Origin of the sequence: Methanosarcina mangrovi (genome assembly GCF_052057765.1) — an archaeon.
Classification (GTDB): Archaea; Halobacteriota; Methanosarcinia; order Methanosarcinales; family Methanosarcinaceae; genus Methanosarcina.
The window spans coordinates 2,655,210-2,680,067 of sequence record NZ_CP195120.1 but is presented as its reverse complement, the minus strand read 5'-3'; the positions used below and the strand labels follow the sequence as shown (position 1 = coordinate 2,680,067).

The 24,858-nt window shown below is 41.7% G+C and carries 26 protein-coding genes; 10 read left to right on the top strand and 16 right to left on the bottom strand.

The annotated features are described in order from the left end of the window. Positions 1 to 5 precede the first annotated feature (5 nt). Positions 6 to 707, bottom strand: a complete 702-nt coding sequence (locus tag ACSAZL_RS11950; protein ID WP_440944871.1) for an indolepyruvate oxidoreductase subunit beta — start codon at positions 705 to 707, stop codon at positions 6 to 8. Continuing rightward, positions 704 to 2,587 (bottom strand): indolepyruvate ferredoxin oxidoreductase subunit alpha, encoded by a 1,884-nt coding sequence (iorA, locus tag ACSAZL_RS11945; RefSeq protein WP_440944870.1) that lies wholly within the window; start codon positions 2,585 to 2,587, stop codon positions 704 to 706. Before iorA ends, ACSAZL_RS11950 begins: the two co-directional genes overlap by 4 nt. A 946-nt stretch (positions 2,588 to 3,533) precedes the next feature. Here iorA and ACSAZL_RS11940 point away from each other — a divergent pair. Continuing rightward, entirely contained in the window at positions 3,534 to 4,067 is a 534-nt protein-coding gene (locus ACSAZL_RS11940; RefSeq protein WP_440944869.1) for a YIP1 family protein, read from the top strand. Between the two features lie 105 nt (positions 4,068 to 4,172). Here the strand turns inward: ACSAZL_RS11940 and ACSAZL_RS11935 are convergent, their stop codons facing one another. Next, positions 4,173 to 5,390 carry a PKD domain-containing protein gene (locus tag ACSAZL_RS11935; protein ID WP_440944868.1) on the bottom strand — a complete coding sequence of 406 codons (1,218 nt, stop codon included), beginning with the start codon at positions 5,388 to 5,390 and terminating at the stop codon, positions 4,173 to 4,175. 530 nt (positions 5,391 to 5,920) lie between these two features. Between ACSAZL_RS11935 and ACSAZL_RS11930 the strand changes: the two genes are divergently transcribed. Both ACSAZL_RS11930 and ACSAZL_RS11925 read left to right on the top strand, forming a co-directional pair. Next, entirely contained in the window at positions 5,921 to 6,043 is a 123-nt protein-coding gene (locus ACSAZL_RS11930) for a hypothetical protein (protein WP_440944867.1), read from the top strand. A 179-nt stretch (positions 6,044 to 6,222) separates the two neighbouring features. Beyond that, a complete protein-coding gene (locus ACSAZL_RS11925) occupies positions 6,223 to 6,747 on the top strand; it encodes a YIP1 family protein (protein ID WP_440944866.1) in 525 nt (174 codons plus the stop codon). 5 nt (positions 6,748 to 6,752) lie between these two features. Here ACSAZL_RS11925 and ACSAZL_RS11920 read toward each other — a convergent pair whose 3' ends face one another. The 3 genes from ACSAZL_RS11920 to ACSAZL_RS11910 all read right to left on the bottom strand — a co-directional run bounded on the left by ACSAZL_RS11920 (position 6,753) and on the right by ACSAZL_RS11910 (position 8,659). Further along, positions 6,753 to 6,881 (bottom strand): hypothetical protein, encoded by a 129-nt coding sequence (locus ACSAZL_RS11920; protein ID WP_440944865.1) that lies wholly within the window; start codon positions 6,879 to 6,881, stop codon positions 6,753 to 6,755. A gap of 574 nt (positions 6,882 to 7,455) precedes the next feature. After that, positions 7,456 to 7,677: a hypothetical protein gene (locus tag ACSAZL_RS11915; protein WP_440944864.1), complete on the bottom strand. Its 222-nt coding sequence runs from the start codon at positions 7,675 to 7,677 to the stop codon at positions 7,456 to 7,458. 304 nt (positions 7,678 to 7,981) lie between these two features. Continuing rightward, positions 7,982 to 8,659, bottom strand: coding sequence for a class I SAM-dependent methyltransferase (locus ACSAZL_RS11910; protein ID WP_440944863.1), 678 nt, complete (start codon positions 8,657 to 8,659; stop codon positions 7,982 to 7,984). A 245-nt stretch (positions 8,660 to 8,904) separates the two neighbouring features. Here ACSAZL_RS11910 and ACSAZL_RS11905 point away from each other — a divergent pair, with 245 nt between their 5' ends. Next, positions 8,905 to 9,153: a hypothetical protein gene (locus tag ACSAZL_RS11905; protein WP_440944862.1), complete on the top strand. Its 249-nt coding sequence runs from the start codon at positions 8,905 to 8,907 to the stop codon at positions 9,151 to 9,153. A 347-nt stretch (positions 9,154 to 9,500) separates the two neighbouring features. Here the strand turns inward: ACSAZL_RS11905 and ACSAZL_RS11900 are convergent, their stop codons facing one another. Continuing rightward, entirely contained in the window at positions 9,501 to 10,772 is a 1,272-nt protein-coding gene (locus ACSAZL_RS11900) for an NAD(P)-dependent malic enzyme (RefSeq protein ID WP_440944861.1), read from the bottom strand. Positions 10,773 to 11,175: 403 nt separating this feature from the next. On the opposite strand from ACSAZL_RS11900, the gene ACSAZL_RS11895 reads away from it, so the two are divergent. Both ACSAZL_RS11895 and ACSAZL_RS11890 read left to right on the top strand, forming a co-directional pair. Then, the gene (locus ACSAZL_RS11895; protein WP_440944860.1) at positions 11,176 to 11,571 is read left to right on the top strand and encodes a Mov34/MPN/PAD-1 family protein; all 396 of its coding nucleotides are present in this window, start codon (positions 11,176 to 11,178) and stop codon (positions 11,569 to 11,571) included. A 561-nt stretch (positions 11,572 to 12,132) separates the two neighbouring features. Next, a complete protein-coding gene (locus tag ACSAZL_RS11890) occupies positions 12,133 to 12,306 on the top strand; it encodes a hypothetical protein (protein ID WP_440944859.1) in 174 nt (57 codons plus the stop codon). A gap of 439 nt (positions 12,307 to 12,745) precedes the next feature. On the opposite strand, the gene ACSAZL_RS11885 is transcribed toward ACSAZL_RS11890, so the two are convergent. The 7 genes from ACSAZL_RS11885 to ACSAZL_RS11855 all read right to left on the bottom strand — a co-directional run bounded on the left by ACSAZL_RS11885 (position 12,746) and on the right by ACSAZL_RS11855 (position 21,205). Next, positions 12,746 to 14,830, bottom strand: coding sequence for a CHASE4 domain-containing protein (locus ACSAZL_RS11885; RefSeq protein ID WP_440944858.1), 2,085 nt, complete (start codon positions 14,828 to 14,830; stop codon positions 12,746 to 12,748). Between the two features lie 479 nt (positions 14,831 to 15,309). Continuing rightward, positions 15,310 to 15,555: a KEOPS complex subunit Pcc1 gene (locus ACSAZL_RS11880; protein WP_440944857.1), complete on the bottom strand. Its 246-nt coding sequence runs from the start codon at positions 15,553 to 15,555 to the stop codon at positions 15,310 to 15,312. Positions 15,556 to 15,676: 121 nt separating this feature from the next. Continuing rightward, positions 15,677 to 16,204 carry an rRNA maturation protein gene (locus ACSAZL_RS11875; protein ID WP_440944856.1) on the bottom strand — a complete coding sequence of 176 codons (528 nt, stop codon included), beginning with the start codon at positions 16,202 to 16,204 and terminating at the stop codon, positions 15,677 to 15,679. Positions 16,205 to 17,647: 1,443 nt separating this feature from the next. Next, on the bottom strand, positions 17,648 to 18,547 hold the full coding sequence (locus ACSAZL_RS11870; protein WP_440944855.1) for a DUF1638 domain-containing protein: 900 nt from the start codon (positions 18,545 to 18,547) through the stop codon (positions 17,648 to 17,650). Positions 18,548 to 18,589: 42 nt separating this feature from the next. Further along, entirely contained in the window at positions 18,590 to 19,207 is a 618-nt protein-coding gene (locus ACSAZL_RS11865; protein ID WP_440944854.1) for a DUF1638 domain-containing protein, read from the bottom strand. Between the two features lie 299 nt (positions 19,208 to 19,506). Continuing rightward, entirely contained in the window at positions 19,507 to 20,085 is a 579-nt protein-coding gene (locus ACSAZL_RS11860) for a TetR/AcrR family transcriptional regulator (RefSeq protein WP_440944853.1), read from the bottom strand. A gap of 103 nt (positions 20,086 to 20,188) precedes the next feature. Next, positions 20,189 to 21,205: an epoxyqueuosine reductase gene (locus ACSAZL_RS11855; protein ID WP_440944852.1), complete on the bottom strand. Its 1,017-nt coding sequence runs from the start codon at positions 21,203 to 21,205 to the stop codon at positions 20,189 to 20,191. A gap of 347 nt (positions 21,206 to 21,552) precedes the next feature. Between ACSAZL_RS11855 and ACSAZL_RS11850 the strand changes: the two genes are divergently transcribed. The 4 genes from ACSAZL_RS11850 to ACSAZL_RS11835 all read left to right on the top strand — a co-directional run bounded on the left by ACSAZL_RS11850 (position 21,553) and on the right by ACSAZL_RS11835 (position 23,871). Then, positions 21,553 to 21,783 carry a hypothetical protein gene (locus tag ACSAZL_RS11850; protein ID WP_440944851.1) on the top strand — a complete coding sequence of 77 codons (231 nt, stop codon included), beginning with the start codon at positions 21,553 to 21,555 and terminating at the stop codon, positions 21,781 to 21,783. 324 nt (positions 21,784 to 22,107) lie between these two features. Next, positions 22,108 to 22,806: a flavodoxin family protein gene (locus ACSAZL_RS11845; protein ID WP_440944850.1), complete on the top strand. Its 699-nt coding sequence runs from the start codon at positions 22,108 to 22,110 to the stop codon at positions 22,804 to 22,806. Positions 22,807 to 23,312: 506 nt separating this feature from the next. Next, positions 23,313 to 23,642 carry a nitroreductase family protein gene (locus ACSAZL_RS11840; RefSeq protein ID WP_440944849.1) on the top strand — a complete coding sequence of 110 codons (330 nt, stop codon included), beginning with the start codon at positions 23,313 to 23,315 and terminating at the stop codon, positions 23,640 to 23,642. Next, positions 23,551 to 23,871 carry a nitroreductase family protein gene (locus ACSAZL_RS11835; protein WP_440948844.1) on the top strand — a complete coding sequence of 107 codons (321 nt, stop codon included), beginning with the start codon at positions 23,551 to 23,553 and terminating at the stop codon, positions 23,869 to 23,871. The genes ACSAZL_RS11840 and ACSAZL_RS11835 overlap by 92 nt, the downstream gene beginning before the upstream one ends. Before the next feature lie 420 nt (positions 23,872 to 24,291). On the opposite strand, the gene ACSAZL_RS11830 is transcribed toward ACSAZL_RS11835, so the two are convergent. Further along, entirely contained in the window at positions 24,292 to 24,429 is a 138-nt protein-coding gene (locus ACSAZL_RS11830) for a DNA-directed RNA polymerase subunit P (protein WP_011021777.1), read from the bottom strand. Positions 24,430 to 24,458: 29 nt separating this feature from the next. Further along, on the bottom strand, positions 24,459 to 24,743 hold the full coding sequence (locus ACSAZL_RS11825) for a 50S ribosomal protein L37ae (RefSeq protein ID WP_048140628.1): 285 nt from the start codon (positions 24,741 to 24,743) through the stop codon (positions 24,459 to 24,461). Positions 24,744 to 24,858 lie beyond the last annotated feature (115 nt).

Below are 24,858 nucleotides of genomic sequence, written 5' to 3'. Positions count from 1 at the left end.
TGATTTCACCTTCTGTTCCCTGTCCGGGTACCCGGCTTAATTTTTTCGAGCGCACCTTCAAACGCCGCTCTGTTTACAGCCCTGTGTTTTTTAGGAATTTCGGTTTCAAGTACCGAGAGAATGGTTTCTTTTGAAAAAGGCAGCATATCTGCACCTGCAGCCGCTCCCAGCATAGCAACGTTGGCAGCCCTGTATGTGCCTGCCTCTTCTGCAAGCTGGGTAAAATCCAGGCAGAGCATGTCCGGAAAGCGAACTTCCAGAAATACCAGCAAAGCTTCGGGGGCATATTCGGGACTTCCCGGAGGCTTTGATGCAGGAGCTATGGCGTGAGAGTTTACCAGGATTTTTCCGTCTTTTTTCAGGAAAGGCAGGTTTCTTACGGTTTCTGCAGGTTCGAGCCCTATGAGCAGGTCGGCCTGCCCGGCAGGGATGAGAGAACCCGAGATCTCATCTCCTATCCTTATATGGCTGCTTACCGAACCTTCCCTCTGGGACATGCCTATGGTTTCGGCAGTGCTCACCCGGAATCCGGCTTCCATTGCTGCAAGTGCGAGCATGCGGGAAGCAAGCACAACACCCTGCCCTCCGACGCCTGCAATCAGAATATCATATTTCATCCCCTGAAGTTTTGTTCCTTCAGGCTTTGATCCTTCAGGCTTTGATCCTTCAGGTTTCGCTCCTTCGGATTTCATTCCTTCTCCCTTCATTTCTTCACCCCACCTTCGCTTATGGCTCCTGAAGGACAGATCTGTGCACAAAGCCCGCAGCCGCTGCAGCTGTCCTGGATGACTGGTTTGTCTTCTCCCGGAGGGAGGAATATTGCAGGGCAGCCCAGCTGCTTTATGCATAACCCGCAGCCTGTGCAGCTTTCAGTATCAATTGTAAGTCTTATCCCGGGTTTTGTAATCCCTACACATTTTCCTTTGAACACGATTGCAGAAGGCCCTTTGAATTCCATGGCTTCTTTTGCTGCTTCAATGCAGCCTTCAAGGCTGACTGTTTCCATGGTCCTTACAAAATCAACCCCACAGCTCCGGATCACCCCGGCGATATCGATGGCTTTTGAGGGATTTCCAAGGACAGTAACCCCGATCCCCGGATGGGGCTGGTGCCCTGTCATTGCGGTTGTGCGGTTATCAAGGACGGCAAGGGTAACATCGGCTCCGTTGTAGACCGCGTTTACCACAGCCGGGATGCCTGAATGGAAGAAAGTCGAGTCCCCGATGAAAGCCACCTGCTTTACCTCAGGATTCGTGCGGGAAAGCCCTCCGGCAATGCTCATCCCTGCTCCCATGCAGAGGCAGGTCTCAACCATGTTGAGAGGAAAAGCATTTCCAAGGGTATAACAGCCAATATCCCCGGAAAAAATAGTCTCGACATGAGAGTCCTTTTTAAGCTGTTTTGCAGCCTGCTTAAAAGCGTAAAAAACAGTCCTGTGCATGCAGCCTGCACAGAGGGTCGGAGCCCGGACCGGCAGGGGCGGAAGCTCTTCCCTTAAAACGGCAGGAGAAGCATGGGAAAGTCGGGAAGGCTCTCCAAGTTCTGCAAGCACTTTGTTGACACCATCGATAACAATATCCACATTGTATTCCCCGCTCACCGGGAAAAACCCGTTCTTTTTCCCGTAAACGTCAACCGGCAGGTGAGCCTTTCCTATAAGCTGGAGAACCTGTTCTTCAAGATAGGGGTCAAGTTCTTCGACCACGATCAGTTTTTCAATCCCCTTTAAGAAAGAAAGAGCTGCCTGTTCCGGGAACGGGTGTACTGTCCCGACCCTGAAGAGGGTGAAAAGCCCTTCAAAGCCCTTTACGGCCTCTTTTACATAGAAGGCTGAGACTCCCGAAGCCATAATCCCGATTTTTCCGCTTCCGGAAACCGAATTGTACGGAAGCTCCGAAAAGCGCTCGGAAAGCTGCACCTGCACGTTTTCAAGCCAGGGGTGCCTCTCCGCAGTAAGCCTCGGGAAAATCGTCCAGCGCCTGTCCTTTACAAAGCCCTCGCAGGAAGCTCCAACCGGAGCAGGTTCTGCAGCTTCTGCAGCTCCGGGTTCTGGAACCGCGAGCTCGACATCTCCGCAGCTGTGCGAGACCCTTGTGGTAGTCCTGAGGATGACAGGAACTTCGAATTCATGCGAAAGCTCAAAAGCCAGCTTTGTAAGCTCGTAAGCTTCCTGCGGGTTTGCAGGGTCAAGGACAGGGATGTTTGCAAAATGCCCGAAAACCCTCGTGTCCTGCTCGGTCTGCGAGGAATGAGGCCCCGGATCGTCTGCAACAAGCAGGACAAGAGCCCCCTTTACCCCGATGTAGCTCAGGCTCATCAGGGGGTCGGATGCAACGTTTAACCCCACCTGCTTCATGGTCACAAGTGCCTTTGCCCCGGAATAAGCCGCTCCCACAGCCGTTTCAAGCGCAACCTTTTCGTTGCTCGACCACTCGGTATAGATCCCGCACCTGTCCGCATACCGGACAACCGTCTCCAGAGCTTCGGTCGAGGGCGTCCCCGGATACCCCGTAACCACCTGTACGCCGGCTTCTATCGCCCCAAGCGCAATGGCTTCATTACCCATTAACAGTCTTTTCTCAGTCAAATAAACTCATCTCGGATAGCGGGTAATTCATTAATGAACTGGATAAACTTTAACAAGCCTCAAAGGAAATAAAATGAGGTTGAAAATAAACCTGAGTTCCCAAATAATCTTTCAAAGTTATTGAGAATCAGAGAAAATACATCAGGATATTTCGCCGCCTTTTTACGTTATTGATATGCGACGCACATCTATGTACAATGTTGCCCGGAAGAAGAACGTAAAATTTGAATATAAAGTTTTTGTTTTTGGGGGGTGTGTGGGTATTGATTTATATGTAAAGATATCTGGTTTGTTTAGTTGGAATAAAAAACTGGATCTGCAATTACACATTCAAAAACAGAAAAATCTTCAGCAGTATATATATTTAATGAGAAGGCAAACGTGTTTGTATTTTCAGTCTACGATGACACCAGAAATCCAATCTAATCTAAAAAGAGAAATAGATACCGTTTTAAATTACTATCTGCTTTAACATTTTCATATTTTTAAATCAGATTGCTTTTTCCCTTTTTCTTTCACTCCTTTTCGCGGGTTGTTGGTGCTGGTCATTATTTTGTGATTCTCATCAAATTGAACCCATTTATCGGTTTTTGGGTTATATGCCTGTGACCGTCCTTTAACAGCTCCAACTCTTCTACCTTCACCGGTATTCTTTGCTATTTGGATTCTTCCTGTAGATTTAATTGAGTATTGATAAAGACTGTATGTAAAACATTTAATGGTTTTTAAAATCCTATAATTTACGCTTTTTTAGTCAATATTTCCTGTTCTTTCCTTCTTTATCCGAATCCGGGAAGAAAACATGCGAAAATATTCTTCGTCCTGATGGGCAACGATTGAAAAAAAGAGTATTTCGATTTTTTGCCTGAAATTTTCATTCTCTGGGTTATCTATGTTTACACTTTGGCAGATCAAATATTTATGGAACTTTGTAACATTATTTATTATGATGAACGTGGATTACATCGAAACCTGGAAAGAGGTTATGAAAAGCCCGTCTGATTTTTACAGAGAAATGCCGAAGACAGGAGGATACTTTCATCCTATTGTTTTTGCAACAGCCAGTTTAGCCATAATGCTATCCTGTGCATTGCTTATTTATCCTCTTATTTTCCCTGAAATGGGCACTACAAAATTAACTTATATGGAGATATCTCTGATAGTAATATTTCTTTTTGTGGTGTTTATTCTTGGCCTCCTTATGAACGCTGCCATACTCAATATTACTTATAAAATTCTTGGGGGAAAGGGAAGTTATGAAGGTACTGTAGGATTCGTATATTATGCAACTGCTGCACTTGTACTTGCCTGGATACCTCTTATCGGCGGGATTTTCGGGCTTTATCAGACGTATCTCTATATTGTGGGGGGTAAGTTTGTACATGGTATGAGCATGGTCAGATCTGTATTTGCCTTTATTATGTCCGGAATACTGGTTCTGGTTTTTGTAGTGCTAGCGTCCTTCAGCGGTCTTGTCTAACTATACTACTAACGTTGTTACTGACCCGGTTACTAACTATATTTTTTATAGTAGTTCCGAATCTTCAGGTTTTGAAATCCCTTCATCTTTTCCCTTTTTTTTATTTCACTCCGACACTCCAATACACCCTTTCACAGTTAGGGTATCACTCTCGGCAGCGTTTGTTACCGTCAGGCTGACTGTGTATTCCCCTGTCTTCCGGAACGTGTGGGTTGCAGTTTGAGCGTGTTTCGAGTGAATGCCGTCTCCGAAGTCCCAGTGCCAGTATGTGGGTGTACCCCCGGTACTGGTGTCGGTGAAAAGTACCGTCAATGGGGATTTACCGGAAGTAACGTTTGCAGTGAAGGAGGCTTTTGGTTTTATGGGTTTGGCTGAGAGGTCGTACATATAAATATCACTCTGATTGGTACGCATATCCTCCCACACTATCCTGTCCCCGTAAATAGAAGGATCGTATGCTGATCCGTTTGCGGAGATACGAGTTGCATTGGCAGTGGACATATCGTACATGTAGATATTACTCGTGCAATTGCTTTCACCCCTCCACACAACCCTATCCATATAGATATCAGGATCAAACTCCTCTGACGGGAACTTAGCACCACTTACTTCGTTAGTGGAGAGGTTATATACGGAAACAAAATAACCAAAAGTGTACTTATTAGATACTAATCTATCTCCATATATCGCACAGTCATACGAATAATCTGCTTCGATCTCGGTCTTATTACCTGTGGAAATGTTATACATCCAGATAGGTCCGCCATCTCCGGAAACTCCGCTATCGTTGACCCACACTATTCTATCCTCATAGATATCAGGTCTTCCATAAAGGCATCCATAGTTACTGATTTTAGTCTGGATGAGTGAAGACAGATTATACATATAGACATTGTAGGCTCTCTGATCTTGATTTTCATTGTCGACAAAATTCTGCCACACTATTATGTTACCGTAAATAGCTGGTTTACTCCCCGTCCTGTAGTTACTATCACCTGTTACATTCTCAGTAATCAGAAACTTTTCACCGGTTGATATGTTATAAATACAAAGATTGGGGTTTTCAGTGCTGTTATCAAGCCACACTACTTTGTCCCCATGGACAGCAGGATGGCTTGCTGAAGATGAGTTGAGTTCAGTGTCAGTTCTGCTGTTTATGTCAAAAAGATGAATACTGCCATTCGACGACCACACTACTCTGTCGCCATAAATATCAGGCTCATGTCCGGCTCCAAGTCGGGTTTCCTGCCCGGCTAATGCAGTTATCGAAATCAGAATCAAAGAAACAAAAGCTAAAGGTATCAAAAAGAGTCTACTTTTCACTTATTTCCCCCCGAGTTAAAGCTGAAGTATCGACTTTCTCCACGTTTCATTTTTGCGTTTATTTCATTTTCACGTTTTCATTTATAGTATCAGGGCAGCTAAAAATATAAATCAATCTGTATAATAATAGTTTTCGGGGGAAGTTCTAACCCCCTGCGACAGGTTGCAGGATATTCGACTGAAATCAAAATTAGCTGGCACGCATCATCGCAAATGAATGAGTTTTGTCCGCCAATAATTATTTGATAATCGTCAGGAAATTGATGGATCCGATTTCCCAATTTCCCTGATTGTTCGAGAGCGGTTACAGGCGAATAAAGCGCTGAACTTTTACAATTTATTCATATAATTTGCCCGGACCGCAATGTTTAAACTGTATTCTTATTTTATATATGTGAAAGCAATATTATATAGCAAGATCAGAGCTTTAACCTTATAAACCATATAAGCTTGAACTCTTAATCCAATTTTAATATCTTTAAAACAACACTAGAGAGGCCATGAACTTGTTATCGAAGAGAGAGTTAGCAGTGGAAGAAATCAAGGAAATAGATGCAATTACCACCGCGCTGGTAAAAGAACTCGATGTGCTTAAAAAGAAAGTGGAAGTGCTTAAAGAAATCTTAAAAGAAGATGAGCATATAATCAGATAAAACTACCTGTTCATCTTTCAAAATTGCAGATATCCGGAAATAATACCCTGACCTGCTGAATCCGACTTCACAGGAAAAGGGATTCTTTGATTTTTAGCCGGAAGCTTTCATTTTCTTCGCTGCGTATGTTTGCACTTTGGCAGATCAAATATAAATAGAACTTCGTAATATTATTTGTCATGAGGAGTTTTGATTACATCGGAACCTGGAAAGAGGTTATGAAAAGCCCGTCTCATTTTTACAGCGAAATGCCAAAGACCGGAGGATACAGCGACCCTATCATTTTTGCAGCAATCAACGTTGCCGTATACTCGCTTTTTTACCTGCTTTTTAGCCCCGGAGCGTACGATGTCGGGGGCTTTGGTCCTTCAATTGGATTTGCAGTTGCACTTATAGCACCTGTAGTAGGTGTTATTGCTCTTTTTCTCGATGCTACACTACTCCACATTATTCAAAAGGTACTTGGGGGAAAAGGAACTTACGAGGGTACCGTAAGGTTCGTACTCTATGCCTCTGCTGCGTCCTCCCTCCTCTGGATTCCTCTTGCAGGCGGAATTTTTGGGGTTTACCAGCTATATCTCTACGTTGTGGGTGGCAGGTTTGTACACAAGGTAAGCCTGGAAAGGTCTGCCCTGGCTATGTTTCTGTCCATTTTGCTGATTATTGTCTTTGCAGTGCTGGTTTCTTCAAGTGGCTTCATTTAACCCTGTTACTGGCCGTTTAACTCTGTTGCTGGCACTGTTACCGGCTCCGTTAGCCTTTCCGGCAGTAGCTTCAAGTCTTTCAGGTTTCGAGACCCTTTTAGCTTTGCCCTCTTTTTGATTTCATTTCGGACCATAATGCACCCCTTCATTCTTCCGGTATCATTACCGGCAGTGTTTCTTACTCTCAAGCTGGCGTATATCAAAAAACAAAAGCACCCGATCAGCATAAAAATAGATTTTGGTTAAATTTCTATTAACCAGTTTGCTGTGGATAGCGGGAAAAGCAAAGTAGACCTGATGCAGGCTTTTACAGGTAAAGGTATATTTTAACCAGCAAAAACTTTGACATAGCAGGTTTAAGTAAATAAAAAACAGAATTCTTTTTCTTCCAATTCACGATCTGTTAACCGAAACACGATCTATTAACCGAAACACGATCTGTTTAACCGGAGTATCTTCTCCGGAATTGCTAAGAAAACTGCAAAATCGGTTATATTATTAATCATCATTGTAAAATTTTGCCTGTAATCCGGCAATAAAGCTGTCGAACGCCTGCCGTTCTGAATCGAAAACAAGAATGGAATCTTGATCGGAGTAAGGACCGGGAATCGAGAGCTCGCAGAACCCGGAGATTATCCGTGCTTTTCATGATTTACAGCTCTCGGTTCCTTGCTTCTTTTTTTGACCACTTCTATTTTTCAATCACTCTTATGTTTTGATCATTTCCTGGACTTTTTTAATGTCATCTATGGATTTTTTCTTCAGTTCAATCATTTTTTCCATTTTATCTATTTTTATTTCCATCCACTGTATTTTCATATCCATTTTCATTAACGCGACTTCTTTTTTCTGTTCTTCGTTCAGGAGCTCCCAGATCTCGGACATCGGGCCGTGATGCATCTGGGCTCTTCCTTCCATTTCTTCTCCCATGTTAAATTACCCCCGTTTCTCTTGTATTGATTTCACTAACATCTGCGTTATCTTTCAAAACCGGAAACCACTAAAAAGTCTCTGGGTATCACAGAGAGATTATTATTACTGACATATAATAACTACAGAAATATAAATTAGAATCCAATAATAATTAAAAGCGGAATCTGAAAAGGAAAGTATGGCAAGGGATGTACTGAGAAACCCATATTTCGTTTGTGGCTTATTCCAAGCAGCCGGGTATTTAACATGAGTCAGGGCATGCCACGTTTTTTCCCCTGCCCTCCGTAGTAATCCTCGTCATTTATACAATTTTTCTCCCGAACATCACCGCAAACTGATAGTACTTATATATGCAGCTAACATCACAGAAACCCGTTTCTTTAAGCCAATCCAATTGCCGGTCCAGGCTTGTATCCCTGTCAAGCTTAACTCTTTCGTAACCCGCCAGAATTTCTTCTTCAGGCAAGCCGCTTGTTTCTACATACCGTCTCCAGGTCGTTTTGTTCAGATTTTCTATGAAAGGGGTTTCTCCATGTACCTGATCGGCGTTAATGAAAATCCCGTTCTCTTTAAGTATTGAGTAACTCTTTTTGTAAAGCTCCTTCTTTTCTTCATCCTCCAGGTGATGAATGGATAAGGCTGAAATTACAATGTCATATTTGTCCACGAAATCGTACTTTGAATAGTCTGCTGCAATGTATTTTACATTTGAGTTATTTCCGAACCTGCCTTTTGCCATATCCAGCATCTTTTCCGAAATATCAATAAGCGTAAACGATGCCTCCGGATATCTTTCCATCATGAATGCCGCTAGAAGGCCTGTTCCGGCACCGATGTCCAGTATAGCCGGATTTTCCGCTTCTACTGACGCCACGGATACTGTTGCTCCGTAAAAGTCATCGAAGCAGGGTATAAACTTCCTTCTCTGTTCATCGTATTTTTTTGAAATAGCATCAAACTTTTGTTGGATCTCGCTCATTTTTCCTCCAGGTTTCAGTATCGAGGACGGGCTCTTCTTACAGCGCTTTTTCTTCTTGCGCACTTTTCTTTCTCACTGCATTTTTCTTTTTTGCAGCATATTCCTTTGTTCTGCATATACTTAATTCATTATTACACGTTTCCCTTAGACGATATTTATTTCCAATCTCCTCAAAGCTAATTTTGGTGGATTCTCCATAAAGCTCAAAAAATAATCTATTTATATTTCGCGATATTGTTAGAAGCATGTATCTCAAAGATCAAAAGACAGTAAACGACGAAAATAGCCGTGAATTTGGTGTCCTTGGAGATGTTCTGCGGGAACTGCAAATGGAAGAAATGGAGGAAACTGAGAAGTGCCTGGTGGAAATCCAGGAAACCATAGTCACAGAAAACACGATAGAGATCCTGACCGAGATCAAAGCAACATTAAAAGAGATTGCAGAGACGCAAAAGAAAATATTGGAAGAGATTAAGAAGAACAGGCATGAATAAGCTTCAGTTCACGCTTTCTTTTTTCACTTTAAGGACGGCTTCTGATTTTCAATTTTTGTTTTATGAAACCTTGATGATTTAGACAAAAATAGCTTTCATGACCATAACAGGTTTCAGGGTCATAACAGGTTTACAGAGTCGTACAAAAGTAAATTTTCAAGAATTTATTTTTGGGAGTGGGGTATTTAAGAGGTTTTATTTGTTTTAGAGAGATCCTTACATACGACTGTTCCCCACTACCCAAAAAATATAATGATAAAGTTGTATTTATACTTCACTTTTGTTATCCTCACATAGTTAATATTCTATCCGTAAACCGAGCTTTTTTCAGCCGAAATTCGAGTCTTTCAGAGACTTTCTTCAAGTTTTCTCCTTGCAGCACAGCTTTCCAGTGACGCACTGGCAACGGCTTTTGCAACCGCAGGCACCACATGCTTATCAAGGGGTTCCGGGATTATGTAGTCTTCCGAGAGCTCACCGACAGACACAACATTTGCAAGGGCATGGGCTGCTGCCATTTCCATTTCAGGGGTTATCTTCCTGGCACAGGTCCCGAGAGCCCCTTTGAAGACCCCGGGGAAACTCAGGCAGTTATTGAGCTGGTTTGGAAAGTCCGACCTGCCAGTAGCAACAATTCTCGCTCCCGCCCTTTTTGCAGCATCGGGCATGATTTCAGGGGTGGGGTTTGCCATTGCCATTACAATGGCGTCATTGGCCATCGAGCTGACCATCTCCTCGGTTACGATCCCTCCGACCGAAACTCCTATAAATAGGTCAGTGCCGGGGAAGGCTTCTTTGAGCCCGCCTTTCAGCTTTCCGGGGTTCGTAAGCCTGGCGATTTCCTCTTTTATGGGGTTCATGCCCTTTTCCCGTCCCTCATAAACAATTCCCTGGCTATCGCAGGTAAGGATTTTTGCAGGGTCTGCACCTGCCCGGACCAGGAACCTGAAAATAGCAACCCCTGCAGCTCCAAGGCCTACAATAAGTATTTTCAACTCCCCAAGCTCCTTTTTGACGATTTTAAGAGCATTCAGGAGCCCGGCAAACACGACAATAGCTGCTCCGTGCTGGTCGTCATGGATTACAGGAATGTCAAGCTCTTTACGCAGGCGACTCTCGATTTCGAAACAGCGGGGGGCACTGATATCTTCGAGGTTGATGCCCCCGAAAGCCGGAGCCAGGTATTTCACTGCTTTTATCACTTCTTCGGTATCCTGAGTGTCGAGACAGATCGGAAAAGCATCTATGCCGGCAAATTCCTTGAAGATGATCGCCTTTCCCTCCATTACCGGCAGAGCTGCACACGGGCCCATGTTTCCAAGCCCGAGCACTGCTGATCCATCCGTTACGACAGCTACAGTATTTTTCTTGATGGTGTAAAGGTAGACAAGGCTGGGATTCTCCCTTATTTTCCGGCACGGCTCAGCAACTCCCGGCGTATAGGCAACGCTGAGGTCATGGATTGTGCGGAGACGGACCTTGCTTTCAACTTCAAGTACTCCCCCAAGTCTCCTGTGCATGGCAAGCGATTCCTGATATAGGGACGCGTGCGTTTCGCTATCTTTTTTAATGTCCTTCCCGGAGTCCTTTTGAGAATCTCCTTCTAAGTTTTTCTCCATGTTTTCTTCCAGCTCTCTTTCCGAATCTGAAACCAGATAAATGTCTTTTATTCCGAAAACCCCCTGTTGTGTATGGTAAACTTTGGGTCTGGAGTGGGAAAGCTCCGGTAAAACTACCTGTACGAAATATAATGATACATTATGATTTATAGAAATATAATGATTTGTAAAAATAAGAGCTAAATTTGGGGATAAAATGAATCCGGAATTAAGAACTCAGGTTCGGCTGCAGTTCTGAATTCTAAAATTCGGAGGGAATTCCAAAACTCAAAGGGAATTCTAAAATTCAGAGGGAATTCCAAAACTCAAGGGCGAATTATTTCTTTTTTCCTCTAGGTGATTCCTCTTTTTCCATATCCCACTTTCCAGAAAGACATATACCATTTCAGGAGAATTACTCTGTATGCAGATTAAAGGGATTGCCCGTGATACTCTTGATTTTATCCTCGAAGCGAGCAAATCGATGGCTCCGGAAGAGTTTGCCGGGCTTTTGCAGGAGAATGACGGAATAATTACCGAGGTGCTTATCCTTCCTGGGACCGAATCCAGTGATACAAACGCGGTCCTCAGACTTTACATGATGCCGAATGTAAAAGCCGTAGGCTCGGTCCACAGCCATCCGGGAGCAAACCGAAGACCTTCAAAAGCTGACCTGCGCCTGTTCTCAAAAACCGGAAACTTCCATATTATAGCGGGCCGCCCGTACAACAGGGAGAGCTGGACATGTTATGACAGGGAAGGAAATATCAGGGACCTGCCTGTCCTTGACGTAGAATTCGAAGAGGACGAAGAAATTTGAACAAATAGAAAATCCGAACAAATATATGCCTGATAGGGTCGTATGTCCTTGCAGGATGTATCCTGTAACTGCATACCCCGCAGGTTTGTAAAGTTCTGTAAATGCAGTTATCATGCCAGTAAAGCTTCCAGTGTTCAGGTTAATATCTCACAATCATTAAGGTCGATATCCTTGCGTATCCCTGCAAATCATCCGGCTAATATCCATGCTAATATTCCGATTACGTTTTTCGGAGTAACCTTCATTGTTTTTTCCTGATCACGTCTGAAAATTTCGGAGTAACTTTCATTGTTTTTTCCTGATCACGTCTGAAAATTTCGGAGTAACTTTCATTGTTTTTTCCTGATCACGTCTGAAAATTCAGCATTTTCCTCCTGACCTGCCAGCTGCCTGCTTATTGCCTACCAAAAACATTTTATTTACATATACACATTATTTAAAGGATACACTCTGTGCCCTTATTTAAGGGGGAGCAACTTACGCTTCAAAGATTGTGTCCCGGAAACACATCTGAAACTCAAGAACCAGATGGCCTTCACGTATCTGGAGGTAGTAATCCTAATGCCTACATGCCAAGACTGCAGATTTTATACGGCTATTGATGAGATAAAGGGCGAATGTTTCAGCCTGGGATTTGAAGTACGCGGGAAAACCGATTCCAAGAAGTGCCCGGAGCGGGCTTTCAGGCCAAATAAAGGTTCCAAATCGAAGAAAGCGGGAGCGGCAAGGTACTAAAATGAATAGTGAATCGGGGATGAAGAAAGCTCGGTTAAATGAGGTAGAAAGTGTAAAAGCATATTGATCGAGCCTCCAGCTGGACAAAATGCCGGAAAGCGCAAAAAACTTTTCTTCTGCTTGCCGGACTCAAATGAATTCTAAGTTAAGTCTCATTCCATCTTTCCTTTTTATATCTCCTTTTTTACCTTTACGTTTTTTTCTATGCTAACTTTTGCTATTTTATTCAAACATACCGGGTTATATCAGTTACAAAAAATAATGAATTAAAGGCAGACCCCACGCCTGAAAGAGCAGAACAAATGCACCTCTTTTATCAGGTATGCTCAGTAGCTTTCCTTATATCTTTATGCTGATTTCTCTGTTTTTTAATTAACCTGTCTTTCATCCCCGGAGACTATGATATATTCAGGAATGAACCTTGAGTTACTACCGTTTTTCAGCTGTTTTGCTCTTTTGTCTGGGGCACAGTATCGTTACTATCGTTTTTCCTGCCGTTTATAGGAATTGCAAATGCAAAGGTGCTTCCCTCGCCTGGGATGCTCCTGAACCAGACATATCCTCCGTGCATTTGTACTATCTGTTTAACCAAATAAAGACCAAGCCCTGTTCCTTGATGTTGTTTTGAGGCAAAGGAATCGACCTGGCTGAAAGGTTTGAAAAGTTTGTGCTGGTCCTCGGTTTTGATCCCGGCTCCGATATCTGTAACAGTTATTTCTACCTTGTCTCCTTTCATTCTTGCCCCGACCTTTACAGGACTGTTTTCACTGGCGAACTTAATAGCGTTATCAACCAGGTTGTACATTATCTGGGCGAACCTGGCTTCATCTGCATAGACGTTTGTAAGCCTGCTGTCAACGTCGATTTCAATCTGGATCTTTTTCCGGTCTGCGATTGGGGACAGGAGATTCTTTATTATGTTGAGTTTACCGGCAAGTTCAAACTCCGTATAATCAAGCTCCATTTTTCCGGCTTCTACTTTAGAAAGATCCAGAATGTCATTGATCAGATTCAGGAGATGCTTTCCACTCTTTGAAATATTGCCTGCGTACTTTAGCTGTTTTTCGTTCAACTCGCCGAAAATCTGTTCGCACAGCAGGTCTGAAAAGCCTATGATTGAGTTAAGAGGAGTTCTAAGTTCATGGCTAATATTTGCCAGAAACTCACTCTTGGTACGGTTTGCAATTTCTGCTATTTGTTTTTCCTGAAGAAGTTTTTCCACTGCTTTCTTTCCGGTAATGTCTCTGAAGGTTTCCAGCACGCCTATGATCCTGCCATCCTCATCGGTCACCGGGGTTGCCTGGATAAACCAGGAGTTTCCGTCCCCTGCAGTAAACTCCCCCGACTCCTTATTCCCTGATGCAAAGATCTCTCCAAGCGGGAGGTATTCAACCAGCGGGCCGCTCATACCCGGAGTATCTTTGAGGTGGATTCCCTTTGCTTTTTCAAGGTTCATATGCATATATTCAAGCGCAGCTTTGTTTGCCCAGACAATATTAAGCTGAGGGTTTACGAAAATAACCATCTCGTTTAAAGAATCAAGTAAAACTTTCTTTTCCCTCGCCTGTGTCTTTAATTCCTGCTCTGCCAGTTCGATTTCGTTCATCATCCCGTTAATTTCTCTTGCAAGGCGATAGAGTTCATCGTTGTCTTTCAGGTCCAACCTTCTGGAAAGATCTTTTTCCGACCTGACTCTTGTAACGAAATTGTCAATCTCGACCAGTCTTGAAACAAAGAAATTGTCAAGGGCAAATTTGACTCCGACCCCTGTTACGAGCCCGGTTAGCAAAAGGAAAAAATACATAGAATTCAGAGTTCTTTTGCTGTTCAAGTAGAGGTCTCTTGGGAAATCAGTTCGTATAATAAGGGCAGGCTGGCCTGAAACGTCCATCAGCTCAAAGTACCCTGCTATTCTCGCTTCGCTAAGGGGTTCGACAATAACTCCTTCATGGAAGTTGGAAATATTTTGAAATTTTGCTTGAAATTCGGGTGGCATATCTTCATCGGCCCTGTACATCAAAATCGAAGAGCGGGTATTTTCTCTGAAATAATCAAGAAGATCACCGTCAAAGTACCTCCCGAAAATTAGCGTGCCTTTCATGGGCCCTTCGTATCTTGTCGTAAGGATAGGGTGTCCGGAAATATACATGGGGACTTCATCGACCAGAACATAACCGCGGATAACGTCATCTTCTGATTTTGCTGAAAATGCTCCGCTTTCGACCAGTTTAAGGAGATCTGCCGGAATCGGTTTCTCCTCCCCGGTATTGATATTTATCGATTTTGAGTAGACAAGTGAGCCTGTCTCATTCACAAAAAGCATAACATTTACTTTGAGTCCGGCAAGAGTCTGGTTCTGAAGGTTTACACTTACATAATCCTGGTTTACATCCTCAATAAAATGGTAAGTATCGTCCCAGCAGGACCAATCCTTAACCATGTTATTAAGATAACTCTGTTCAGTGTAAACAACGTTCTGTACCCTTTCAACATTCTTCAATGTATCTGCCTGTTCAAGCCCCAAAAAGTTGGAAAGCTGAATATTGTAGGTAAATGCAAATGTTGCCGTAAGAACGGCAAAAATTAAAATTGTTATTATAAAAATTTTTTTACTAATATCGATACCAACACCCCATAAACCCTGGATAAAGAAAAGCTGAAAAGCAAGATAAAATTTAAATTAAAAAGGTGAAATAAGTATATAAGCCTAGTTTAACATTGTGAAAAAATTTGCTATTGAGTAACACTTATTCCCGCAAATCCACTCTGCAATTATATATAAAAAATTCTAATGAATTTAAATTTTCATTAATGAAAATTTGATTATATTGCAGGTAAAATCTCCATGAGTCCGAAATCATAGGTTTTGGATCCCGGATTTACACTTTTATTCCGAGATCCCGGGCATTAAAAGCAATAACAGGTGCACCGTACATGTGATCCCGGAAGTACGGGAATATGCCTTCTGGAGGCGCAGTTCTTAAGTTCTGCGCACTCCGGCTTTCAGGCTTTAGCTGTGACTTCAAGGACTTCCTGAGCGATCTGGATGAGCCTGAACCAGGTATTCAGGGCAGAACGCAGGGAAACCGCATCCTCGGCTTTAATCGTAAGTATAAGGCAATCAGCACCTTCAAGGGTCAGCCCTATTTTTGACCTTTCAGAGAAGTTCTCGTTAAGTTCCGGTAGGACAGCCTGGTAGATTTTTTCGGCAGTTTCGGTTTCAAATGTAAATTCTGCGGAAAGTTTCAAAGAAATCCTCCTTTTAGAATCCAGTTCTGAAAATAGTTTGAAATTCCTGAATTGCCTGAAATTCCAGAATAACCTGAAATTCCAGAACCTTCAGAAAAAAGGGTTGAAATAGGATATTCGGTCAGTACTTTTTGAAGCCTTTGACGGTCAGCTTAAAGAGGGGCTTCCCGCTTCCCGTGAAATCAAGCTCTTTTTCTCCTGCCACGAGCAGTGTGGAACTGGGAGGGAGCTGATCGACCTTTTCACTTTCGACCCTGTTAAAATGGAAAAAGGACTCAAATGCGTCCGCAATCTCTCCCTGGCCTGCAAGCACCGGTTCAACATCCGGAAACCAGTAAGAATCGATTTCCTTGGAATACCAGTCCGAAAACCTGAGGGAAAAAAGAAGCTTTCCTTCATCGTCGTAAAAACCGAGTTCTCCGGGGTTTCCGTGGTATTCTCCCACGACTATGAGAGGCCCGCCCTCCGCAAACTCCAGAAGTTCCTGCATACCCATCTTGCCGCGGGAAATGCATCTACCTGCAATGAAGCGCGATAGAAGTTTGCAAAATGTTCTGGTTTTTGCAGAAGGTTTGCGAGAAGTAGTAATTAACATAATTCCTCTGACGAGATTTGAGTATTTTTCACTTTCGCTCCACCTGGAAATCATTTTTATTTCTGCTTACAGTAGAGGTGAGTATATGGGAATACATGATTATCAAGTTAATGTAGGCCTGCCGTGAATAGAAGAGAAGATACGGACTGCAGAATATTCTGCGAAAAATAAGAATTCGATTCTGAACTTTGAAAATTAACTTTTTGCCGAGGGTTTGAAACCTCTCAGGATATTGAAATATATGACTGGAAAGAAAAGAAGAGAGAGGTCGGGAAACTAAGTTTGTATATATATTTACAAAGATGGTCTTCCTTTCATCCGAAAAGTTTTTTAGCAAGTAAATTGTATTATTAAATAGACCAGTTTCATAACTGAATACTCTCTACCTTCTCAAAATATCCTCTACCTTCTTTTTTGGTGAAGCTGGTCTTATTCTGGGGATTTCTTGATTACTCTAAGCCAGATACATCTGAAAATCATTTTTGTTTTCTGCTTGCATCGGAAATAAGCATAAAACCGTCAGTTGAATTCATTTAGCGTGACTGCCGGATAAGATGCAAGTTCCTGATCCGACCCGGTTTTCCAGAGAAGCCTTTCATTCAGTACTTTCTGGAATGTTCCTGAGAGATTCCAATTCATGAACAGCTTCCGGACAAATAGGGGGACTCATCATGAAGGTCAAAAGCACGTGCTATAGGAAGCATATAAAAAAGGAATATGTAAAGTAAATAACAATTAAATAGATATTCTGTTACTTTTTTTCAGGCATCTAAATTCAGTTTCGTACGGAGAGACATATTCCATTATTTTCTGACAAAATCCATATGATCTGTTATATATTTCGCATTCTCCACACGTTGATGGCGTCTTGTCCGTTATTTCGCCTCCTTACATTACTTTAAATCATAATTTTTTTAAATCGCTGTGAGAATCTTCAACTGGGTGTTCCAAATTGTCAAATTCTTAGAGACACATTTCACATCATTATTATTAAATTTCTTCGTTTTTTCTCCGGATATCCTGTAATAGATGATGTCTAACTGTAAATATTATTACATACAGTTAAATACTTATCGCACTTCTTTTCATGCTTCAAAAGCTTATACTTGGGATCCTGAGAGGAAGGAAAGCAAGTTTAGCCCTGATCCCAAAAATCCGAAGTCGGAGAATGAGACGTTTTTTGAAGAAGATTATCACGTGAGTATATACTTGAGTGAGGAAATGATTAAAATTTGAAGACTAGAAATAAATAATCAAAATGTATCAAAACAATGCGCAGGATCGAGTTAGACACCTTACATTTTTTTTGGGTATAAGTGATGAGAAAAAAAGCAACGCATGTATGTAAGAACTATGAGCAACCGTTAGTTTTCAAAAAGTCGCCCTGTCTAAAAACGGCTCGATTTCTATAATACCTGCATAATAAAAAATTTATATTTTTGGTATCGAATTGTATGAGTTAAGTACACTATCAAATTCATTATAGTTTTTAAAGGATTATTCTATATTTTTGCAAATATAGGTTTTAGCTTCCACGTAAGAGTTAATTGCTATCTCCATTGTTCCATTAACATTGATAATCTTCATGTTAAATATTTTTGCAAATTCAGAAGCATTTCTATGAAAATTAACATCTTTATAGTCTTGATTATTTATCTTAAAAAGAAGACTGTACATAGGAGAAGTTAGATATTTCCTGATTTTTTTATAAGATTCAGAAGATTTGTAATTAGTTTCATTCAGGTCGGAAAGCACCATTGGTGTTGCATATATAGCTCCTTTTCCATTTCCCGATAACATCGTTTTCGTGTATATCTCGTTTCCTCCAAGTGCTACGCTTATACAGTCATCAACAATGTTTCTTCCATCATCCCTCAGAAAATAGATAGGACAACCAAGTTGCTGCAATTCTGCTTGTACTTTTTCAGAACTAAAGCCACATTTTCCATAGAATAGAAGAATACCATTCGAGATTTTTGACATTTCTCTGGCGTTCAGATACACTTCGGCTTGCAAAAGATCAGTATCGGAGTGTAAATCTTTTCTAAGAAGATTCACAACAACAGTTAATCCCTGTTCCTTTTTTTTACGGAGTATAGAATCACATATTTTCTTACAGAAAGGAATATTCGAGAACTTTCTCGAAAAATTACCGGGTGAGTCTCTGGGTGAGTCTCTGAGTGAGTCTCTGAGTGAGTCTCTGAGTGAGTCGCTGGGTGGTTTTCTATTGATTTCCGATACAACCGGATACAACCTGTCAGACGGAAACATAAAAGGTTTGAGATTTTCAGACTTGAGTTTTTTTACAAGTCTGAAGCTGTTTCTGTTCTCTACTATAAACAGCCTTTTAATTTCAGGGTCTTTAGAGAGAACATAGACAAGTTCATCTTCAAGCATTTCACAAGCCACTATGCTTAAGACCGGCATAATTATCTTTTCTTAACAGTTATCACAGATTTCATCCTTTATCGAAAGGTAACATTTCTTGAATATTTCCTGATTACCGCTGATCTCAAAAGTACTGTATCCGAACAATTTAGCATATTCTTCGATCTTTGCATCGATATCCTTTACATATGCAAGGCCTGTATTGACTTTTGCAACTCTTGAATATCCTGCCAGGTCATTGATCATTTTTGCCATTTTCAACGCCTTTTCAGGATCAGAATGAAGTTTATCTATGTTCAAAAGTTCTTTCCATGAACTGGCATACATAGGTGTAAAGAAGAAAGCAGGCTCTTTACTATGGGTTTTAAGCAATTTGAGGTAGTTTGCACCACCGCCTACCGTCGCTCCGATGCAGTCATCTACAACTCTTTCGTCATCCCTTAGTATCCGCACCGTGCAACCATCTTTTTCCAGGCAGAAATCTTCTTCCACATTGCCTAGGACGTTACCACAAAGACCGTAAAAAATGAGTATCCCATTGGAGAATGGTACCATTTCCCTGATATTTTGATAGACTTCAGATTTCAATATTTTTGGTACTGCATGAAGCCCGAGTTTCATAAGGTTGACTACAACAGTGAGTTCATTCCTGTCGATATTATTAAGCACCTTTGGTAGCTTTTCGAACGGAATAATATCATAACAGATGTGCTGTTCATCTAGTTTTTCTGTAAATTCGGAGATATTTCCATTTGCTACAATTAAAATTCTCTTTATTTGCTAATCGTTTGCAATAAGCCAAATTATTTCATCTTGAAGTATTTTACAGCCTAATATACTCATAACGGGCATTACAAATCTCCTCCAAATTTATATATCCTGCTGGTTTCAATTCTTTAGAGCAAAAAATTGATTTGATAATTAGCTCTGTCTACCTATATATAGGTAGGTTAAGGGTGAGAAAAAAATCAGTCCTTCCATCCAAGATCAGATTTGATTAAGGAAATAGACCTGACAAGTGTTTTTCTACCCTGGATGCTGGATAACAGTCGGGCACCCATCAACGTTTCGACCACCAATTCCGCGCGTGCTTCAACGGGGTCTGAAAAACTGAATTCCCCTTTTTCCAGGCCGGTTTTGAGAACTTTGGAAATCCAATCTAATATACAATGCAGTAGCAGCAGATTTTGCTTTCTAACTTCCTCCGGAAGTTCTTCAAAATCAAGGATCACAGAGCCAGGAGGGCAGATACTTTTACCTTCATCAAACTCCTTCAATGCATAATCGAAATAGTATTGAAGCTGCTCACGAGCAGACCCTCCAGACTCCACAATTCGGGCAATATGCTCGACTAAGTTCTTTCTGCTCTCTTCAAGCAAGGCAGCGACCAGATCTTCTTTTTTAGGATAGTAATGATGTATTGAAGAGTTTTTTATCCCCAGTTTCCGGGAAATATCCTTATAACTGAATCCGTTATAACCCTGGCATTGCAAAAAGTGCCTTGCATAATGGCGTATTTGTTGATTTGTCTGGCTTATGTCTGTCATATAAATACACATGTTTCTTATAAGTACTTGAATAACACTCATTCATATTAAGCTTAGTTTCTGGCCCGGTTCCGGATGAAAAACATTTTGCATTTCGTGTGCATTATATACCAAGTTGCTGACAGGCCCACAGCGCAGTATTGCAAATATTCCGATCAGGATTTTCCACGGCTTCTTTGATATACCCATGATATTTCTGATCTCCGCTGTTGGCCATAGCTCTCAAAGCATTGCATTTCCATATCCACAGGCCATCCTGCCCTATATACCAGAACCTGGGCTGAATTACATTAAGGAAGGTTTCTTCATCCATGTTCCATATACTTTCAAGTGAAAGATATGGTGCTATATCCGATAGATCAATAAAGTTTTCCATTTCTTCCCATTTGTTTTTATTCCTTGGACACACATTCTGACAGATGTCACACCCGTATACCCAGGTCCCCATCTCGGCTCGCAAGCCCTCTGTCTGCGAATTTAACCCATTTGTGAGTTGAGCGATGCACTTTTCCCTGTTCATTGATAAAGGCATGTTCAGAGCCCCGGTCGGACATGAATCTATGCATTTGTTACAGCCATCCGGACAATTTAATGAACGCGTAGGCATATCATATTCCATTTCACTGTCAATTACCCACGTTTCAATGAAGACCCAGGAACCATGTTCTTTCGTGTAGAAAAAGTTGTTCTTGCCTATACGTCCTAAGCCGGCATTCACTGCTGCCAGACGAGCGGGAACTATTCCAGAAGCATATTTAATCCCCAGCTCGCCTAAATAAGCTCCAAACTCGAGTCTCCAGGAATATTCCTTTGAGTGTTTTAGTCTTCCATCAACCAGGTATACCTTTCCCATGTAACTATCGAGTTCCTCTGGAATTTTATATTTCCCATATCTTCTCACACAAACAATAATTGATTTGGCCCACTCTACATTTTTTTGAGGAAAGGCTAGAGGATACAGGTTTTCATATAATGCGCGAGACTCAGGGAAATTTCTAATCCTTTCATCAAGATGTGATGAGTATTCCTCAACCGAATTCACAGGTGTTATTCCACATAAATCGTAACCTATTTCCAGGGCTTTTTCTTTGATACGTGATGACAGGTTGATACTGCTCAATTCTTTGTCCCTCCGAATTTATACAAAATTTTTAACATTCTTGTTATTTCCCGGACAACAAATCTACCTGCACGCAAGTGTCTACCTACATGTAGGTAGGTACTTTCATATAAGTAGATAACGGTTAGAATCTCCGTCTTTGGAAACTACCCGAAATACCTTAATAAAGACGTATTCTTTCGGATGAACCGTCATTCCTTCTGGCGGATTTGTTTGGAATAAGGTTTATCGAGAGTGGTATCATCGATAATAAAAAAACCAACTTCCGGAGTGATAAGGTCCTTGACTTCTTCCCGTAAAGCCTACGTGTCAGGAGGCTGCCTTAGAAGAAGGCGAGTAAAAGAGCCATGAGCTGGACTATTGGAGTCAAAAAAACCGCATTTAGAAGCTTCAGTACATCTAAAGACTCGCGAAGAAGCAATGGGAAAGTTGACGTAAAAGCCGTTTCCACCCAGCTAATGGGCTTCACAGCTCTTTACAAACTTACAGGACCTTGTGGAGGTAATCTCTTTTTCCACCCGCAGAAACTTCTGGATAGTAAAATGATCATACAGCGACATGAGAGGGAGACTACATGATTACGGGTAAAGATTTCAGGCTAATGGAAACTGCCAGTGAGATGTATTCTATTTTTGTTCATAGAGAAAATTGATCTTGTAAAATGCAGGGAGAATGTAGGTTTTTTCTCCCTATCCAAAGTCTCTTCTACGAAGGGTATCTACCTTTTTTCTTGAAAATTTGTTCCGGAATGAAATATGTGCAAAAGGTTACTGGAATACACATCAGCAGATTAGTACATTTGAATGCCGGTTAAGTATATATTAATAACCAACAACTCTTCTATCGTGAGTCAATGTCTTTGGCTGGCACTCAACCATAAAGAATATGAAGGAGTTCTAAATATGAAAGTACTTGGAATATCGGGAAGTCCGAGGGCAGAATCACGTTCAGGTTCTATTAAAGTTGTACAGAAAATTCTGGAGAACACAGGATGTGAATATGAGCTTATTTCACTGCATGGTAAAAACATAGGTGGCTGCATCGGATGTATGGCATGCGCTGATGACAATGTATGCAAATTGAATGATGACCTAAAAACCATACGTGATAAGATTGTTGAAGCTGATGCTTATGTTTTGAGTGGTGTCAATTATTTCAACACATTAAACGCAGTAATGCATTCTTTCCTTGAAAGATGGTATCAATTCAGGCACCGTGAAGCTGATATTCTCTGGGGAAAACTTGCAGTTACTGTGAGTCTTGGAGGTTTTACCCCTTCTCCGCCTACTGAACTTCTGAACACATTCTGTTTAGTTAACTTAATTAAAGTTATAGATAATGTTCAAGGAATAGGTGCTTTTGGTTGCTGTTATTGCGGATATGGTGAAGACTGCAAGGTAGGTGGACACTATGCTAAAAATGGACCAAACTCTCCAATTAATGCGAATACGATTCCTGATGTTACAAAGGATGAAAAAGTGATGCTTGCAGCTGAGCAGGCGGGCAAAAAGCTTGGTGAGCAACTGCGCTCTGCTGACTACAGCCGTGAGAAAACAGCACAAGAAGTTATGGAAGCTAGGAGAGCTGATCACAAAAGATAATAATTTATAAGCTTCTTTAATTATTGATCATTCGCATCAGTTATATAAAACTGATGCTATTTTTAATATTAAGCAAATATCATAAAAAATGGTGCAGAGTTATAGATCGTGTCTAAACAGACAACTGTTTTGATAATTTAGTGTTCCAAAATTAGGAATCTGGACTTATATCATTCTTCAACATCCTCCCCCACATTTTAAACCATTCCCTCACACGCTTATTCATAGTGAACGGTTTATTCCCTTTCGCATTTTTCTTCATGTAATGCAATGTACCCTTAGAAAAGCCCAATCTTTTCCGGTCAACATAAGAAATATTGAGAATCTCCTGCCTTATTTCATGAGAATCAATTCTCTTAATCTCATATTCAGGCTTAACAAAATCCAGTTTTTTCCTTTTTGCTTGTAAGGTAATGGGCTAACTCCCTTACCTTCAGAAAGATAACGTTGAGCAGCAGAAAAGAGATTAATAGATTATTCGTTTATCTGTTAGTGGTGAGGTTCTGATGGATAATATCAAAGCTACTGAACAAATTTCCAACGCTGTCCTGGATAACATTTACCAGCGTCGATCCGTGCGCAATTATTCCGATAAGGAAGTTCCAGATGAAATAATCAGGGAAATTATACGGGCGGGAACATATGCACCGACCGCCGTGAATAAACAGCCATGGCGGTTTGTAGTCGTGAAAAGTAGGCAGCTTATCGATAAATATGACGAACGCGCCAGGAAGGCTTTCCTCGCTGCATACGGGGACACCGACAACCCGGATTCTCTATGGTGCACCTGTTTTCATCCTGGTATTTGCGTCTCCCGACGTTATCGACGAGCGTGACTGTGCCCTGGCAGCGGAGAACATGATGCTCGCAGCTCGCTCTTTAGGGATCGGCAGCTGCTGGATTGGTCTGGCGGCAGGTCTGGGGAATGATACGGAATTCCTGAAGGAAGTGGGAGTGCCGGGGGGACATAAGCTTATCGCACCGCTGATCTTTGGATACCCGGCGAAGGAGAATCAGAAGGCACCTGCCCGTAATACCGATGTCGTATTGAAATGGATAAATTAAGTTAATCTCAAAATTTGCTTTCGGTTTTCCGCCCAATTCCTAATCATTTTGCAAAGAGACGATACAAAGAGACAATACAAGAGACAATACAAGAGACAATACAAGAGACAATACAAGAGACAATACAAGAGACAATACAAGAGACAATACAAGAGACAAAAAAGGCAACTGCATAAGCTCATTAAAATCTATTGTTGATAGAAACAGCTTGCTGTTACGGTATGGAGTAACTAATTAACAATTTGACAAATTGACAAAATAATGGATCAGAAACTAAGGAATCAAAATAGAATTGGGTATGTACTGTCCGGACAGTAAAACTTCAGTTTTTGTCCGTCCAAGTACTTGAAATGGCTTTATCCAGACAACCATTATTTTTAACTACTTCTCACTCGCCAAGAGGAGTAACTAACATACTCCTTACTCGGCCTTGATGCGTTTGATGGTTGTAGGACGCTCTTTTACCAGGATCCTGTGTCCGCAGTACGGACACCTTATACCTGTGTACTCGTAGTCAATTTCCACTTTTTGTTTGCAGCGAGTGCACTTATATCCCATACAACCTCACATACCTGAAAAGTGTTTGTTTACTTTGCCTCAGCAATGTTCTTCATGGTGCGCAGCAGGGTCTGACCGACACTTGTGTAGGGGATATAGGTCCCGCCAGCGAAGGTGTGTCCGCACTTGCTGCATTTCCAGATCCCTGTTCCAATCCTTCCCACTGTCGGGCGGGCACATTTGGTGCATACATGCGGGGCTCGCATGCGTTCTTCCAGGTCTGCGACAAGTTTTCTGTCTTTTCTCCCGTACCTGGGACCAAACCTGCCCGCAGATCTGGAAATTCTTCCTTTCTTAGTGAATTTTTTTGCCATCGTTGTAACTCCTTAAATATGAATGTTAAGTCTGAAGGGATAGAATCCCGAGTCTGTCGGAAAGTCCCGGGTTCTCACCTCACCTTAAGACGCGCACTTAGACCGTAATACAGGC